General features: G+C 71.1%; 10 protein-coding genes and 1 other RNA gene. 5 read left to right on the top strand and 6 right to left on the bottom strand.

Annotation, left to right across the window (positions count from 1 at the left end; genetic code table 11):
• The first annotated feature begins 81 nt into the window (after window positions 1-81).
• Complete coding sequence (locus POL72_RS09915) at window positions 82-1,296, top strand: formylglycine-generating enzyme family protein (protein ID WP_272095928.1); 1,215 nt, start codon at window positions 82-84, stop codon at window positions 1,294-1,296.
• Window positions 1,297-1,901: 605 nt separating this feature from the next.
• Window positions 1,902-2,339, top strand: coding sequence for a CHRD domain-containing protein (locus tag POL72_RS09910; RefSeq protein ID WP_272094808.1), 438 nt, complete (start codon window positions 1,902-1,904; stop codon window positions 2,337-2,339).
• A gap of 97 nt (window positions 2,340-2,436) precedes the next feature.
• Here the strand turns inward: POL72_RS09910 and POL72_RS09905 are convergent, their stop codons facing one another.
• The 3 genes from POL72_RS09905 to POL72_RS09895 form a co-directional block, all read right to left on the bottom strand.
• Window positions 2,437-3,990 carry an allantoicase gene (locus POL72_RS09905; protein WP_272094807.1) on the bottom strand — a complete coding sequence of 518 codons (1,554 nt, stop codon included), beginning with the start codon at window positions 3,988-3,990 and terminating at the stop codon, window positions 2,437-2,439.
• The gene (gene allB, locus POL72_RS09900; RefSeq protein WP_272094806.1) at window positions 3,969-5,324 is read right to left on the bottom strand and encodes an allantoinase AllB; all 1,356 of its coding nucleotides are present in this window, start codon (window positions 5,322-5,324) and stop codon (window positions 3,969-3,971) included. Before allB ends, POL72_RS09905 begins: the two co-directional genes overlap by 22 nt.
• Before the next feature lie 74 nt (window positions 5,325-5,398).
• Entirely contained in the window at window positions 5,399-6,280 is an 882-nt protein-coding gene (locus POL72_RS09895) for an MBL fold metallo-hydrolase (RefSeq protein ID WP_272094805.1), read from the bottom strand.
• A 344-nt stretch (window positions 6,281-6,624) separates the two neighbouring features.
• On the opposite strand from POL72_RS09895, the gene POL72_RS09890 reads away from it, so the two are divergent.
• Window positions 6,625-7,446, top strand: coding sequence for a DUF3025 domain-containing protein (locus POL72_RS09890; protein ID WP_272094804.1), 822 nt, complete (start codon window positions 6,625-6,627; stop codon window positions 7,444-7,446).
• Between the two features lie 210 nt (window positions 7,447-7,656).
• Here the strand turns inward: POL72_RS09890 and POL72_RS09885 are convergent, their stop codons facing one another.
• Both POL72_RS09885 and metH read right to left on the bottom strand, forming a co-directional pair.
• On the bottom strand, window positions 7,657-8,463 hold the full coding sequence (locus POL72_RS09885) for a class I SAM-dependent methyltransferase (protein WP_272094803.1): 807 nt from the start codon (window positions 8,461-8,463) through the stop codon (window positions 7,657-7,659).
• A gap of 128 nt (window positions 8,464-8,591) precedes the next feature.
• A complete protein-coding gene (gene metH, locus POL72_RS09880; protein ID WP_272094802.1) occupies window positions 8,592-12,362 on the bottom strand; it encodes a methionine synthase in 3,771 nt (1,256 codons plus the stop codon).
• Between the two features lie 591 nt (window positions 12,363-12,953).
• Between metH and erpA the strand changes: the two genes are divergently transcribed.
• Window positions 12,954-13,277 (top strand): iron-sulfur cluster insertion protein ErpA, encoded by a 324-nt coding sequence (erpA, locus tag POL72_RS09875; protein ID WP_272094801.1) that lies wholly within the window; start codon window positions 12,954-12,956, stop codon window positions 13,275-13,277.
• A 446-nt stretch (window positions 13,278-13,723) separates the two neighbouring features.
• Window positions 13,724-14,575 (top strand): sigma-70 family RNA polymerase sigma factor, encoded by an 852-nt coding sequence (locus POL72_RS09870; protein WP_012238497.1) that lies wholly within the window; start codon window positions 13,724-13,726, stop codon window positions 14,573-14,575.
• Window positions 14,576-14,641: 66 nt separating this feature from the next.
• On the opposite strand, the gene rnpB is transcribed toward POL72_RS09870, so the two are convergent.
• An RNA gene (gene rnpB / locus POL72_RS09865) (RNase P RNA component class A) lies at window positions 14,642-15,107 on the bottom strand.
• Between the last annotated feature and the right edge of the window lie 552 nt (window positions 15,108-15,659).

The following is a 15,659-nucleotide window of genomic DNA, read 5'->3' as shown; positions in this document are numbered from 1 at the left end:
GGGTGAACGGTGGGCGCTCTACGAACTCGTTCGGGTGAAGCTCGGGATCGCCGGCGCGGTGCTGGCTGGCTGGCCGTCGTGATGGCCGCGCTCGGGCCGGGGTGCGAGCAGAAGGTGCGGAGCTTCGTCGATGGCGACGGAGGCGCTGGCGCCGCCGGCGGTGGAGCAGGTGGGTCGGGCACGGCGGTCGGCGGCGGCGGGGCTGGCAGCAGCGCGACGGGTGGCGGTGCGACCGGCGGCGGCGCGACGGGTGGGGGCGCGGCGGGTGGCGGCGAGGCCGGCGGCGCAGCGGCTGGCGGCGGCGAGGCCGGTGGAGGCGGTGACGCAGGCGGGGGCGGGGGGACCCCTCTCGAGTGTTCTCCCGACGAGGCGCGGTGCGCCGGTGATCTCATCGAGGTGTGCGGCAGCGACGGGCGGTGGGCTCTCGCCGCTTGCGCCGGCTGGTGCGGCGCGGGGCGGTGCATCCTGCCGCCGAGCTGCCGCCTGGGCGAGACCGGGGCGGGCGAGACCTGCGGGCCGGATCGGAGCCAGCCCTGCTGCGCGAGCCTGCGCGTTCCGGCCGGCCGGTACGACCGGAGCAACGACGCGGCGTATCCGGCGGAGGTGAGCGATCTGCGCCTCGATCGCTACGAGGTCACCGTCGGACGGTTCCGCAAGTTCGTCGAGGCGTATCCCGCGAGCCGACCCGCAGCCGGCGCTGGAGCTCACCCGGCCATCGTGCGGAGCGGCTGGGACGCGGCGTGGGACTCCCGTCTGCCCGCGAGCCAGGCCGCGCTGAAGGAGGACTTGAAGTGCAACCCGGGATTGCACTCGTGGACTGACGACGTGGGTGGGAACGAGCTCAAGCCGATTAGCTGCGTGAGCTGGTTCGTCGCGTTCGCCTTCTGCGCCTGGGACGGCGGGCGGCTCCCGACAGAGGCGGAGTGGAACTACGCGTCGGCTGGCGGGAGCGAGCAGCGGGCGTATCCGTGGGGCAACGCGTTTCCGAACGCGACCTACGCGGTGTTCGACGTCGCGGGCAGCGCCGTCGTCGGATCGAGATCGCCGCGGGGTGATGGCCGGTGGGGGCAGGCCGACCTCGCGGGGAACGTGTGGGAGTGGACCCTGGACTTCGAGGGGACGTACCCCGAGCCGTGCCGTGATTGCGCGAACGTCGAGCGCGGCTCCGCGCGGGTGATCCGCGGCGGCAGCTGGTGGCAGCCTGAAGCGGAGGACCTCTCCTCTCGCTTGCGGACCGGCTGGGACCCGACCGATGTGACGGACGCGCTCGGCGTGCGCTGCGCCAGGAAGCTGTAGCGCAGGCCGCCCTTCGCGGGGTTGGCGCGCGCCGGGGAACGGGCGAACGGCCGCCGTTCAGGGAGAGATGAGGTAGATGACCGAGAAGGCCACGACGAGCGTCGTGAACGCGAGCGTGATGAGCTTGGGCATGGTCCAGTCGTCGTTGTCGGTCTTCGAGATCTCTGTGCTCATCGTGTGCCTCCGCCGTGCTCTCCGCGCGCCTCGCGCGCCTCGCGCGCGTCCGTCTCCTGGCAGAAGGCGGACTCGTCGTCAACCCTGACCCCCCCCGCCCGCGACGGACCGGGCGTGCTCATGCGGATGCCTCCGCCGCTGCTCTGGCCACGCCCGTAGCCTGTCCGCCCGCGTGGAGCAGCGGCCGTCTTGCCACCTCCGGCAGGCGACGCCGGCTCCCCGCGTCGTGTGCTGATCCGGGTCCGCTGTCCGCCGCAATCTCTCTCCTGCGCGCTTCGGCGATCGGCGCGAGTCGCCGTGTCCGTCGCGGCCTCCTCGCCGCTGCCGCGATTGGCCGACGTACGGGGCGGCTCGCGGCGCGCGGGCGGCGTCGTCTTTGCTCTTCGTGGCGCCCTCGAACCGCACATCCCCGCGATGTGCAGGAGGGAGACATGCAGCACCTCAAGATGCTCGCGCTGGGCGCCGTCCTGCTCGCGACGGCGCTGGCGCGCGCGGCGTTGCCTGAGCGCCCGGTCCCCTCGCTCACGGCGGCGCTCACGGGGCAAGACGAAGTGCCCGGCCCCGGCGATCCGAAGGGGAGCGGCACGGCCCGCGTCACGCTCGATCTCGACCGCGGCGAGGTCTGCTTCGACCTCGCGGTGGCCGGCATCGCGCCGGCGACCGCGGCGCGCATCCACGAGGGCCCCGTCGGCCGCGCGGGCCGCGGGATCATCACGCTGATGCCGCCGACCGGCGGCAGCTCCAACGGCTGCGTGAGCGCGACCCGCGACGAGCTGAGCGCGTTGCTCGATGATCCGGAGAGGTATTACGTCGCCGTGCGCACCGCCGATTTCCCCGACGGCGCGCTGCGAGGCCAGCTCTCGCGCTGAGCGCCCCACGCTCGGACACCGGATCGCCCGGACACCCGATGCGCCAGCGCTCCCATCGCCCGACGCGCTCCCTCCTCGGGGGCCGCGCCCCGGGGCTCTATCCGCCCCACAAGAGCTTCTTCAGCCGGATCGCCGTGATCTTCTGCTGCTCGTCCGCGGCGATGGGCAGCTCCTGCTCCGGCGTGTGCTCGAGCCGCGCGCGCAGCGCCTCCAGCATCTCGTCCGCGCTCTTCCCGGTGGCGCAGACGATGTAGATGAACCCGAACTTCTCGTCATAGACGCGGTTCAAGCGCGCGAGCGCCTCCCGCGTCTCCTGCGCTGCGACGCTCATCCCCGCCTGTTCCTGGCTGGAGAAGCGCCTCGTCGTCGCGCTCGCCTCCGCGGCCTCCGCCTGCGGCCTGGTCTCTCCGATGCGGGGGTGCGCGCGGAACGCCTCGAGCCAGTCCTCCGGCGCGAGCCGCGCAAAGGCCTGCCCCGCCGCCGCGGAGAGGTGCTCCTCGTCGCGGAACGGCCGCGCCGCCGCCATCTGCGATGCCCACGCCGGCGAGCCGCACGTCACCCGGAGCTCCGCCTCGGCCTCCGGCTCCGTGAGCGCGTTGAGCCAGCGGAGCCGCTGCTCGGCCGCCCCGCTCCGGGTCGCCTTGCCGAAGATGCGGAGCCGGCTCACGCCGCCGTCAGGATAGATGTTCAGGCGCACGTGCGTGAACGGCCCCGCCGCGCGGAGCTCTTCCTCGAAGAGATGACGCGTGTGCGCCTGGAGCTTCGTCCGCGGCACGATCTCCCGCCACTCGCCCGCGCCGGCGAGCTCCGCCGCGGAGCGCCCCGCCGCGTCGATCCCCTCGATCATGCAGCTGTCGGGGTAATTGCCCTTGAAGTGGTTCGTGTCGACCTCGATCCGCGCGATCTCGCCCTGAGCCGCGAGCGCCAGGAGCGCCCAGTCGTACCCGGGCCCCCTCCGGCGCCGCGTCTCCCAGCCCTCTCCCATGTTCGCCGCCCGGCCGGGCATGATGAGGTTGTGGCGCACCCCGAAGAACATGTCGCTGCACGAGAGCACGCGCCCGCCGTTCTCCGCGGCCGCGAGGTCGATCTCCGCGCCCGGGCGATCGAGCCGGCGAACGTCGGAGAGGGCGTCGCCATGCACCCGGAGCCGCGCCACCCCGCCATCCGGGTAGATGTTCAGGCGGAGGTGCGTGAACCGCGAAGCGCAGCTCAGCTCGAACGCGTTCTGCGAGTCGCCGGCCAGCGGGGAGCGCGGAAGGATCTCGACCCAGTGCGTCCGTGGATCGAGCAAGTCCTCGACCCGCGCGTCGGGCCGCGCCGCGCACGCCTCGATGGAGCAGTGCTCGGGGTAATTGCCCCGGAAGAACGCCGTATCGACGATGACCCCGCGGATGATCCCTGGCAGCCCCAGCCGGACGAGGCACCAGTCGAACCCGGGAGTCCTGCGCCTGCGCGTCTCCCAGCCGTCCATCCATTTCCCGCGATCTGTGTACTCGTGCTCCAGGAACACCGCTTTTCCTGCCTTGAGCAGGTTCTCCTTCGGCGCGAAGAACTCGTCGTTCGCCGCGAGCACCGCCCCACCCAGGCGCTCCGAGGCCAGATCGAGCGCCTCGGTGAACGCCGGCCCCGTCACCCCTCTCGCTTCAGCCATCGCCCTCTCGCCTCCGCGGGGAAGCTCCCGCGCTCATAGACCTTCTCGCCGCGAAGGTAGGTGGTCTGGACGACGCCGTGGAGCTCCTCGCCGGCGTAGGGCGTCACCTTGTGCCGGTGCTGGAGGATCGGCGGCTCCACCCGGAAGCTCGCGTCGGGATCCCAGATCACCAGATCGGCGTCGAACCCTCTCGCGATCTCCCCCTTGCGGCGCAATCCGGCGAGCCTCGCGGGCCCGCGACACAGCCAGTCCGCGAGCCGTTCTAGCGGGATGCCCCGGCGGCGGGCGTCGGTCCAGACGATCGACAGGCCGAGCTGCAGGCTCGAGATCCCGCCCCAGGCGGCGTCGAAGTCGCCGGCTTCGAGCCGCTTGAGCTCGGGGGTGCACGGGGAGTGATCGGAGACGACGAAATCGATGAGGCCGCCCGCGAGCGCGGCCCAGAGCTCCTCGCGGTTCTGCCGCTCCCGGATCGGCGGAGCGCACTTGAAGGGCGTCGCGCCGTCCGGGATCTCCTCGGCGGCGAAGTGCAGGTAGTGCGGCGTCGTCTCGGCGGACAGCGCGGCGCCGCCGTCGCGCGCCCGCCGCAGGATGTCGAGCGCCGTGGCCGACGAGAGGTGGACCACGTGCGCCGCCGCGCCCGTCGCCTGGCAGAGCGACGCGAGCAGGGCGATCGCCTGGTCCTCCGCCTCTCGCGGGCGCGAGCGCAGGTAGGCGGCGTACGTGCGCGGATCCAGGCCGGCGATCGCCGCGCGCGCCGCGTCGATGGGGCCGGGGAGCTCGGCGTGGACGAGCAGCGGCGCCCCCGTGCCCGCGAGCACCTCGAGCGCCGCCCTGAGGTCCGCCTCGGCGACGTGGCCGAACTCCGCCACGCCCGAGTCGACCATGAAGCACTTGAAGCCGAGCGCACCGGCCTCGAGCAGCGGGACCAGCTCTCCCGCGTTGCCCGGGACGGCGCCTCCCCAGAAGCCCACGTCGACGAGGCATCGGCCCTGCGCCGCGCGCGCCTTCTTCTCGAGGTGCGCGACCGTGGTCGTCGGCGGGATGCTGTTGAGGGGCATGTCGACGAGCGACGTGACGCCGCCCGCGGCCGCCGCGCGCGTCGCCGTCTCGAAGCCCTCCCACTCGGTCCGCCCGGGCTCGTTGATGTGCACGTGCGCATCGACCAGCCCGGGCATCACCGCCGCGCCCTGAGCGTCGACGACGGGGCAGCCCTCCGGCAGCTCGTCGTAGCCGGCGACGGAGACGATGGTGCCGCCCTGGATGTGCACCGAGGCCGGCCGCACGGCGCCCCCGGTGACCACCCGCAACCCGCGAACGATGAGGTCCGGCGTCATCAGGGACGCGATCGTACCACGGCGCCCGGCGGACCGAGGCGGGCCGCTCGCCGAAGCGCGCGCCTGTCCGCGCGTCACGCCATCTTCATGCGATCGATGAGCTCGGCGAGCTCGGCGCGCATGGCGTCCTCGGAGGGAGCGCGGTACCGGCGGAGGTGGCCGGGCAGGACCCACGTGAACCGGTGCTGGAGGAGGCGCTCCATCGAGCGGATCTGCTCCGCCCAGGAATACCAGCAGACGTCGCGCGACGCGTCGAGTCGCCCGAGCTCGCCGGAGAAGAAGAGATGATCCCCGGTGAAGAGGTATCGGTCCCTGAGGAGGAGCGCGACGCTGCCTCGCGTGTGGCCCGGGACGGGGATCAAGGTGAGATCGGGCGCGAGGGCCACGGGGTCGAGCCCCCCGATCTTCACCTCGGCGAGCGCTGTTCCGTCGTCGACGTCGCTCTCGTGGATCACGCGATCACACCCGAATGTGTCGCGGAAGATCCGGTGATCGGCGACGTCGTCGCGGTGGGTGAGCACCAGGGTCCGGACGCCGCCGAGCTCGCGGATGCGCTTCATGAGCGGCCTGGCGGCGCGGGGCGAGTCGACGAGCACGTTGCCCTCGGGTCGCCGGATGAGGTAGCTCGCCGCCCCAAACGAGGACGACGAGGAATAGCCGCAATAATAGACATCCTCGTCGATCGGCTCGGGGAAGGCGAAGGTGGCGGCCGCCATTCCAGCCGCCGGCGCGGTGGTGCCGATGGAGGCGGTCGGACACGACACGAGCGCCATGGCCGCGCGGAGGTGCTCGTCCGGCGTCGCGGGCTGGCGAGCCACGATGCTCTGTTCGAAGGCCGGCGCGCGCGCGAACACCGAGGGGGCGAGCTGGCGGCAGACGTCGCAGTCGATGCACGACCGGTCGACGAAGTAATCGCCGGGTGCGTTCGCTGGCAGGCGGTCCTCGAGGCGAGCCATCTCGTTATCTCAGGATGACACGCGGGCGGCGGGCGTGGGGGCAGATCCGTCGCGACCACGTCCACGGTGAACGGCCATCACTCCAGGCTTGGCGCGAGTTCTCGTTCCGTGATGGTTGTGTGAGGGCGAGAATGGATGTCGTGGGAAACCGGGTGAGCTGAAACAGGGAGTCTCGGGGATACCGGCGCCCTCTGTCCCGCTGCGTGCGCTCGGTCCACCGCGGGCCACCCGGGCGACCAGCGGCCCAGCTCTCGGCGCGTGGCCGCCGCCTCGCGCTCAGCGCGCCCCGGCGCCGCCTCGCGCGCGGCTTGAGCTCTCGCCGCGCTGCTCCTACCCTGCGTCGCGTGAGTGCCGCCGACCGAGCTGCGCCGCACTCGAGCGGCGCGCCAGGGAGCACCCCCGCTCCCTGGGAGCCGCTCTTCTACGAGAAGAGCCGGCTCTACTGGCCCATCCGCCCCCTGGCCGAGGCGTTCGCGGGGTGCGCCGGCTGGCCGCCTGTCGAGGACTACAACCGGGCGCTCGGCGAGGGGTTCCCCGTGCGCTTTGCGGAGCAAAAGCCGCGGCCTCGTCGGCGCGGGCGGCGCGGGCCCGTCGACCCCTTGGCGCTCTACGACGCGCGCATCCACGTCGAGGGCTGCGTGCCCACGCGTCCGAGGAACTGGCACGACTTCCTCAACATGCTGGTGTGGGCCGCCTTCCCGCGCGCGAAGGCCGAGCTCCACGCGCGCCAGCACCGGGCGATCGCCGCGCGCCTCCATCCAGGCGCGGAGGCGCTCCCTCCGGCGCGCACGCGCGAGCTGGACGGACTCGCGCTCCTCGACGAGGGGGGGCTCCTGCTGCTCGCCGACGCGCGCGCGGCGCCCCTCCTCGGCGACGCCTCCGATCTGGAGCGCTGCGCCGGCGAGGTGCGGGACGCCGTGCAGCGGGGCGAGGCCGCGGCGCTCGTCTTCGGCCATGCGCTGTACGAGAGCCTCCTCCAGCGCGGTCCGATGGTCCACGCGATGGTGCAGCCCATCCCGTGCGACGGACCGCTGCCCGCCGCGCCGGCCGCGCTCGTGGCGCTGGCCGACGCGCGCCTCCGCGACGTGCTCCGGTCGCCCGACAGCTTCGCGCGCCCGGAGCGCAGCCCGCGCCTCCCCCTGGACGAGCGCGTCCTGTGCAAGTGACGGCGAGTGACGGCGAGTGACGGCGAGTGACGGGAGCGCTCATGTCGCGCCCCGCAAGACCCGATGAAACAAGGAGACGGCGGGGGAGCGGGTGGCTCGGCCGCGTCCAGGACCTCTACGGCGATCTCGGCCGGACGAGCCCGCTGAACGCGATCGCCGCCTGAACGCGGCTCTCAGGGGCGCCGTCGCGCCGTGAGCGCATAGCGGCTCTCAGGGGCGCCGTCGCGCCGTGAGCGCATAGACGAGCGGCAGCCGGCGCTCGAACTTCTTCATGCGGAACTGCCCTGGCGGTCCCTCCACCATGTCCGGAAAGATGTCGTAGGGCGACCAGTCGAGCTCGCGCAGGCGCTCCAGCGTGAGGCCCGCGTCGAGGAGCGCTGACACCACCGTCCCGATCCCGTGGTTGAAGCCGATCTCCTTCAGCGTCACGGGCGCGCTCCTGTCGGCGTACGTGCCTGTTTGTTCGGTGACGATCGGCTCCCCGTGTCCGTCGTATGCGTAGGCGATCTGCTCGAACGCGTCGTCGAAGATCCACACGAGAGGGTGGAATTCGACGAGGTGCAGGGCGCCCCCGGGCTTCAGGCACGCCGCGGCCGCGCGCGCCCAGCGCGTCATGTCCGGGAGCCACCCGAGGACGCCGTACGAGGTGAAGACGATATCGAACGTCTCGCCGCCCAGGGCCTCGGGAGCGTCGTAGACGTTGGCCTCGACGAAACGCGCGTCCACAGAGAGCTCCTTCGCCAGCGCGCGCGCCGCCGTGATGGCCTCGTCGGAGAGGTCCAGCCCGGTGACACGGGCGCCCTGCCGCGCCCAGGAGAGCGTGTCCTGCCCGAAATGGCATTGCAGGTGGAGCAGCGACTTTCCGCGCACATCGCCGACCTGCTCGAGCTCGATCGGCTTGAGAGAGCTCGCTCCGGCCCGGAACGAGGCCAGATCGTAGAATTTGGACGCCAGGTGCACGCGGGTGCGCGCGTTCCAGGCGGCGCGGTTCAGCGCAAACCAGTCGGCTTCGGACATGGGGATGTTGTTATCACAACGTTCGTCGCGCGGTCTGCGTCGGATTGCTGCCGCGCTCGGACGCTGCCCCTGCGATGACCTTGCGCTGGAACGGGCGCCCCTGGGCTCATCGCCGCTTCCGCCCGTCGTCACGCCGCCACGACGGCGCTCACCTCCTCGACAGCCGCCTTCGGGTCATACCCCAGGTTCGGCGACAGCCACCGTTCCACCTCCTCGACCGTCATCCCCTTGCGCTTCGCGTAGTCCGCGACCTGATCCCTGCCGAGGCGGCCCACCATGAAATACCGCGCCTTCGGGTGCGCGAGGTAGATGCCGCTGACGCTCGCGGCCGGCGTCATCGCGCAGCTCTCCGTCAGCTCGATGCCGACCGACGGCGCGTCGAGCAGCGCGAACAGCTTGCGCTTCTCGGTGTGATCCGGGCACGCCGGGTACCCGAACGCCGGCCGGATCCCCCGGTACTTCTCCTCGATGAGCTCCTCGCTGGTCAACGCCTCTCCCGCGCCGTACCCCCAGTCCTCGCGCGCGCGCTCGTGGAGCAGCTCGGCGAACGCCTCCGCGAGCCGGTCCGCCAGCGCCTTCGCGACGATCGCGCTGTAGTCGTCCTTGTCCTTCTCGTACGCGTGCACGATCTCGTCGAGCCCGAGCCCGGCCGTCACCGCGAACGCGCCGACGTGATCGGCGAGCCCGCGCTCCCGCGGCGCCACGAAGTCGGCGAGCGACAGGTGCGGCCTCACCCCGCCCGCGGCCTTGTCGCCGCCGTCTCCGTCCTCCTCGGCGCCGCCCTGCCCCTTCACCTGCTGCTGGCGCAGCATGTTGAACCGGAGCAGCTCCCGCGCCCTCGCCTCGTCAGCGTAGAGCACGATGTCCCGCTGCTCGCCGCTCGCCGGCCAGAAGCCGTAGACGCCCCGCGCCGTGAGCAACCGGCCATCGATGATCCGCTGCAGCACCTTCTGCGCGTGATCGAACAGCTCGCGCGCCGCCTCGCCGTACTGCGGGTGCTCCAGGATCTGCGGGAACGGCCCCCTGAGCTCCCACGCGGTGAAGAAGAACGTCCAGTCGATGTACCTCGCGACCTCCGAGAGCGGCACCTCCACAGCGCGGCGCCCCGTGAACGACGGCCTCGCGATGTCCTCCGGCCGCCACGCGAGCTCGAGCCGCCCTTCGTCCGCCGCGGCGAGCGTCACGAGCGGCTTCGCCCGCTTCCTCGCGAAGAGCTCGCGCAGCCGGGCCTGCTCCTCCCGGTTCTGCGCGTCGAAGGCAGGCCGGTTCGCCCGATCGAGCAGGCTCGACACAACGCCCACGGCCCGCGACGCGTCGAGCACGTGCACCACCGTCCCGCTGAACTCCGGCGCGATCTTCACCGCCGTGTGCTGCCGGCTCGTCGTCGCCCCGCCGATGAGCAGCGGCAGCCGGATTCCCCGGCGCTCCATCTCGCGCGCCACGCTGACCATCTCGTCGAGCGACGGCGTGATGAGGCCGCTCAGCCCGATCATGTCGGCCTCCTCGCGCAGCGCCGCCTCCAGGATCCTGTCCTGGTGCACCATCACGCCGAGGTCGATCACCTCGTAGTTGTTGCACCCGAGCACCACGCCCACGATGTTCTTGCCGATGTCGTGGACGTCGCCCTTCACGGTCGCCATCACGATCTTCCCCTGCGACGACGAGCCACCCGCGGCGGCCTTCTCGGCCTCCATGAACGGCAGGAGGTGCGCGACGGCGCGCTTCATCACGCGGGCGCTCTTCACCACCTGCGGCAGGAACATCTTCCCGGCGCCGAACAGCTCGCCGACGATCTTCATCCCGTCCATCAGCGGCCCCTCGATGATGGAGAGCGGCTTGTCGTACTTCCTCCGCGCCTCCTCCACGTCCGCCTCGATGAAGTCGACGAGCCCCTTCACGAGCGCGTGCGACAGCCGCTCCTCGACCGGGCCGTCGCGCCAGGCGAGGTCGAGCTCTTTCTTCTTGCCCTTGCCCTTCACCTGCTCGGCGAACTCGACGAGCCGCTCGGTCGCGTCCGGGCGCCGGTTGAAGAGGACGTCCTCCACCCGCTCGAGCAGGTCCCTCGGGATGTCCTCGTAGACGGCGAGCTGCCCCGCGTTCACGATGCCCATGTCCATTCCGGCCCGGATCGCGTGGAACAGGAAGGCCGAGTGCATCGCCTCGCGGACGACGTTGTTCCCGCGGAACGAGAACGACAGGTTCGACACGCCGCCGCTCACGCGGGCCCCCGGGCAGGTCGCCTTGATGATCCGCGTCGCCTCGATGAAGCTCTTCGCGAAGTCGCTGTGCTCCTCGATGCCGGTCGCGACGGCGAGGATGTTCGGGTCGAAGACGATGTCCTGCGGATCGAAGCCCGCTTCCTCGGTGAGCAGCCTGTACGCGCGTTGGCAGATCGCGACCTTGCGCTCCACCGTCTCGGCCTGGCCGATCTCGTCGAAGGCCATCACCACGACCCCCGCCCCGTAGCGCCGCACGGCGCGCGCCTTCTCGAGGAAGTCCTCGGGCCCCTCCTTGAGGCTTATCGAGTTGACGATCCCCTTGCCCTGGATGCACTTGAGCCCCGCCTCGATGACCGACCACTTCGAGCTGTCGACCATGATCGGGATGCGGGCGATCTCGGGCTCGGTGGCGACGAGGTTCAGGAAGGTCGTCATCGCCTGCTCGGAGTCGAGCATGCCCTCGTCCATGTTCACGTCGAGGATGTTCGCCCCGCCGCGCACCTGATCGAGCGCCACCTCCAGCGCGGTCGTGAAGTCGCCCTTCTTGATGAGCTCCATGAACCGCGCCGATCCGGTCACGTTGGTCCGCTCGCCGATCATCAGGAAGTTCGTGTCGGGCCGGATGACGAGCGTCTCCAGGCCGGCGAAGCGCCCGAAGCCGTCGCGCTCCGCGGGCACGGGCCGCGGCCGGAGCTCCGCCGTCGCCCGGGCGATCGCGCGGATGTGATCCGGCGTCGTCCCGCAGCAGCCGCCGACGATGTTCACGAGCCCGCTCTCCGCGAACTCCGCGAGCAGCCGCGACGTCGTCTCCGGGAGCTCGTCGTACTCGCCGAACGCGTTGGGGAGGCCCGCGTTCGGGTAGCAGCTCACCCGCGCCCGGGCGAGCTTCGCGAGATCCACGAGGTACGGCCGCATGTCGCTCGCGCCGAGGGCGCAGTTGAGGCCGACGCTGAGCGGGCTCGCGTGCTCCACGCTCGTCCAGAAGGCGTCGATCGTCTGGCCGGAGAGCGTCCTGCCGCTCCTGTCGGTGATCGTCACGCTGAGCAGGATCGGCAGGCGCCGCCCCTTCTCCGCGAAGACCTCTTCCATCGCGACGAGGCACGCCTTCATGTTCAGCGTATCGAGGAACGTCTCCGCGAGGATCACGTCGACCCCCCCGTCGACGAGCCCGCGCACCTGCTCCGCGAACGCCCGCCGCAGCTCGTCGAAGCCGACGGCGCGGAACGACGGGTCGCTCACGCTCGGCGAGATCGACAGCGTCTTCGGCGTCGGCCCCATCGAGCCCGCGACGAAGCGCGGCTTGCCGGGCGTGCGCGCAGTCCACGCGTCGGCCGCCTGCCGGGCGATCTGGGCCCCTGTCAGGTTGATCTCGTAGGCGAGCGACTCGAGCCGGTAGTCGGCCTGGGCGATCGAGGTGCCCGTGAAGGTGTTCGTCTCGATGATATCGGCGCCGGCGTCGAGGTACGCGCCGTGGATCTCGGAGATGACGTCCGGCCGCGTCAGCACGAGGAGATCGCTGTTGCCCTTGAGGTCGATCGCGTGATCGCGGAAGCGCTCGCCGCGGTAGTCGGCCTCGCCCAGGCGGTAGCGCTGGATCATCGTGCCCATCGCGCCGTCGAGGCACAGGATCCTGTGTTCGAGGATCTCTTCGATGCGCGCGGGGCGTTCGCTTCCGTTCATGACTCTGCTCATCTCCTGCGCTTCTTTCCCGTGGGGGTTGCGGCCGCAGGGCAGCCGTTCTGCTGCGAGGGCAGGGCGGCCCGGGGCCCGCCGCCGTCCGGCTTGCGGTCCGGATGGGGAGCGGTCGAGGCCGGCCCCAGGCGACGGCTCCGGACCGAGATGTTTATCTCTCAATCCGGATTAACAGATTGAACGCTGCCGGGTCTGTCGGCCGGCGTCAAGCGTCGGCTGCGAGCGGGCGGCGGCGGTCCTGGCCGCGGGCTCATCCGTCGACGCTGCGATGCTGCTGGATGAGGCTGCGACGATGCTGGATGAGCGGTCGGGGGTCGCGTCTGGGCGCACGGGCGGGGCGAACGGCGGGCTGGTGGTATCCCTGGACGAACGGGCGACCAGGGTGCCGCCCGACGCCGCTCCGGCTGAGGCACTGGCGGACATCGCTGAAGGTGCGTATCTTTGGCGAGCCCTGAGCACCCCACCCAGGGCACGGCCGGCCGGGTTCACCGCACGGTTCGCCTTCCGGCGGGGCGAGCGCCCCGTCAGAGACAGGACCTGCTGTCCCCCGCCGACAAAGCACGCAGAGGAGATTCCAGGATGATCACGATCACGCAGAAGGCAGCCGAGAAGGTGATGGAGATCGCGACAGCGGAGGAGCTGCTGGGGCAGGGGTTGCGCCTGCGCGTCGTGGGCGGTGGGTGCGCCGGCTTCTCGTACGACCTGTACTTCGAGGACAAGCCCACGGAGTTCGACGAGGAGTTCGAGGACAGAGGAGTCAAGCTCTACATCGACCCGTTGAGCTTCCAGTACCTGGACGGCACGGAGATCGACTACGTGGAAGGCCTCCACGGCTCGGGCTTCAAGTTCAGCAACCCGTCGGTGAAGAGCACCTGCGGCTGCGGCTCCTCGTTCTCCGTCTGATTCCGTCAGATTCCGTCTGAGCAGGCGCCCGCCCTCTTCGCGGGCGTCGCTTCCGTCCTGGCTCGCGCCGCTCGTCCCTGGAGCGGCCGACGCGAGATGCACACGGGCCGCGAGAGCGCGTCTGCCCGGAGCATCGCGGACTTCCTGGCTCTCTAGCGCCTCCGGTTTGGCTCGTCCCTCGCGCGGGCGAGCCTGAGGCGCATGCGCCAGCGCTTCGCAGCCATGGTGTACAAGCTGCCCGCCCGGGGCGGCATGCCAGCTGCATCGCAGCCTGGGTGGGCTGCTCTCTTCGGAATCTCGAACCAACCACTTCGGCGGCAAGTGCCGGCGAGGCGATCAACGCGATCGAGGTCCGGCCCCGGCCGACCTCGACAGCAGGAGCCGGGGTCCGGCATCGGCCGGCCTCATCAACCGAACCGGGGTCTTCGGACCTCGAAGGAAACCCTGTGCAAACGTCCCGAGATCAGGCCAGCGCGGTTTCGCGCTACATCACGCATGTTCGGCAGATCCCGGAGCTGTCGCGCGAGGAAGAAGTCGAGCTCGCTCGACGGTGGCGGGACCACGGCGACGAGCAGGCCGCAGCCGCGCTCGCGCTCGCAAACCTGAGGCATGTTGTCTCGATAGCCATCAGCTACCGGCGTTACGGGATCCCGCTCGCCGATCTCATCGCCGAGGGGAACTTCGGGATCGTCCACGCGATCCGCAAGTACGACCCGGACCGCGGAAACCGCTTCGTGACCTACGCGGCCTACTGGATCCGGGCGTACATCCTGAACCACGTCATCCACTCCTGGAGCCTGGTCGGCGTGGGCTCGGGCCCGCTCCGCTCGAAGATGTTCTTCCGGTTGCGGCGGGAGCGGGCGCGCATCGCGGGCCTCGTGGGCGAGGGGGAGGAGGGGGATCGGCTGCTGGCCGAGAAGTTCGGCGCGCCCGCGGAGAAGGTGCTGGAGATGGCTCACCGGCTGGAGGCCCGGGACGTCTCGCTCGACACGAAGGTGTTCGAGGACGGCGCCCGGTCGCTTGTCGACACGCTGCCCGCGGACGATCAGGACCAGGAGGAGCGCTTCTCGCGCGCAGAGGAGGGGGCCCTGCTCCGGGAGCGGCTGACGCAGGCGGTCGAGAACCTGGACCCGCGGGAGCGGTACATCGTCGAGACCCGGATGATGGCGGATCCCGAGGAGGAGCTGTCGCTCGCCGAGATCGGGCGTCGCCTGGGCGTGTCGCGCGAGCGGGCTCGGCAGCTCGAGGCGCGCGCCAAGAAAAAGCTGCGCGACCGCCTCCAGCCGCTGGCAGCGTAGCGATTTGCCACAGGTGAGCGGCGGGCGAGCACAAAAGCACGAAGCCCCGCCGGGGCGGAGCTTCGTGGTCGCAGGAGACGTAAGCCGAGTTCTGTTGCGCGGGGAGTCGCCCCCCTCGCGCTGGCGATCATTCCTCTAGGACGCGCGTCGCCGCGCGCCTCAAGCAGCCAACCCGGAGGCCTGGGGCGGGCAACCCTCGCCGCGGCGGCTGTCGCCGTCGCGGACGCCTCCCTACGCGGCCTTGCTCCAGGTGGGGTTTGCCGTGCCGCCCTTGTTGCCAAGGGCGCGGTGGGCTCTTACCCCGCCGTTTCACCCTTGCCGCGCGGCGAGCCAGCGGAGGCTCCGGAGCCCAGCCCATCCGGGCAGGAGGCTCCTTGCCCTCGCGAAGCGCGCGGCGCGGCGGTCTATTCTCTGTTGCACTTTCCTCGAGATCGCTCTCACCGGGCGTTACCCGGCACCCTGCCCTGCGGAGCTCGGACTTTCCTCCCGCGGCCGGGTTTCCCCGCCCGCCGGCGATCGCCTGTCCCGCTGCGACGCGGCGAACATAGTCAAGAGCCGGCCGAACGCCAACACCTGAGGTCGGAGAACGGGCGGCGCGAGCCAGGGGGTGGAGCGCGCAGCGCGCGTCGTGGACCTCGGGGCACGTCACGGGCGCGACCTCGCAGAGCGTCTCGATCGCGGTACGCGGTACGCGGTACGACAGACATCGCCGCCGCTGGGACCCGTCAAACCACCCCTGCAAGGAGAAGTCGTGTTGTCTGCATGCCGTGGAGTGTCTCGTCTTGTAGTTTCGAGGCCAAGCTCCGGCGGTGACACCGCGCGTGGTGCGGTCGACGGGGAGTGGAAGTACGGCTGAACGAGAGAGCGATATCTCGACGCGAGCCCACATCGATCGATCCTGAGGATGCCCGGCGAACGCCGGCTCCGCGTGGTCGAACTCTCTGGAGGGGCGGGAGCGGGAGCGCTGTAGAGATCCCGGGTGAAACGCTCTTTGTGTGGCGTGCTTGCTCAGCGTGCCTCGTGGACACACCGCACTTCGGCGGAGGTGGCAAACGCTCCGCCTGGGGTTGCCCCCATGCTCGTA

Source organism: Sorangium aterium, assembly GCF_028368935.1.
GTDB lineage: Bacteria > Myxococcota_A > Polyangia > Polyangiales > Polyangiaceae > Sorangium > Sorangium atrum.
The sequence above is the reverse complement of the archived record's forward strand: the minus strand, read 5'-3'. Positions and strand labels throughout refer to the sequence as shown.

Coding starts and splice junctions, on each gene's coding strand:
- POL72_RS09905 (WP_272094807.1), bottom strand. CDS start 3,990: ATGGCTGAAGCGAGAGGGGTGACGGGGCCGGCGTTCACCGAGGCGCTC.
- POL72_RS09915 (WP_272095928.1), top strand. CDS start 82: ATGGCCGCGCTCGGGCCGGGGTGCGAGCAGAAGGTGCGGAGCTTCGTC.
- metH (WP_272094802.1), bottom strand. CDS start 12,362: ATGAACGGAAGCGAACGCCCCGCGCGCATCGAAGAGATCCTCGAACAC.
- POL72_RS09885 (WP_272094803.1), bottom strand. CDS start 8,463: ATGTCCGAAGCCGACTGGTTTGCGCTGAACCGCGCCGCCTGGAACGCG.
- POL72_RS09910 (WP_272094808.1), top strand. CDS start 1,902: ATGCAGCACCTCAAGATGCTCGCGCTGGGCGCCGTCCTGCTCGCGACG.
- allB (WP_272094806.1), bottom strand. CDS start 5,324: ATGACGCCGGACCTCATCGTTCGCGGGTTGCGGGTGGTCACCGGGGGC.
- erpA (WP_272094801.1), top strand. CDS start 12,954: ATGATCACGATCACGCAGAAGGCAGCCGAGAAGGTGATGGAGATCGCG.
- POL72_RS09895 (WP_272094805.1), bottom strand. CDS start 6,280: ATGGCTCGCCTCGAGGACCGCCTGCCAGCGAACGCACCCGGCGATTAC.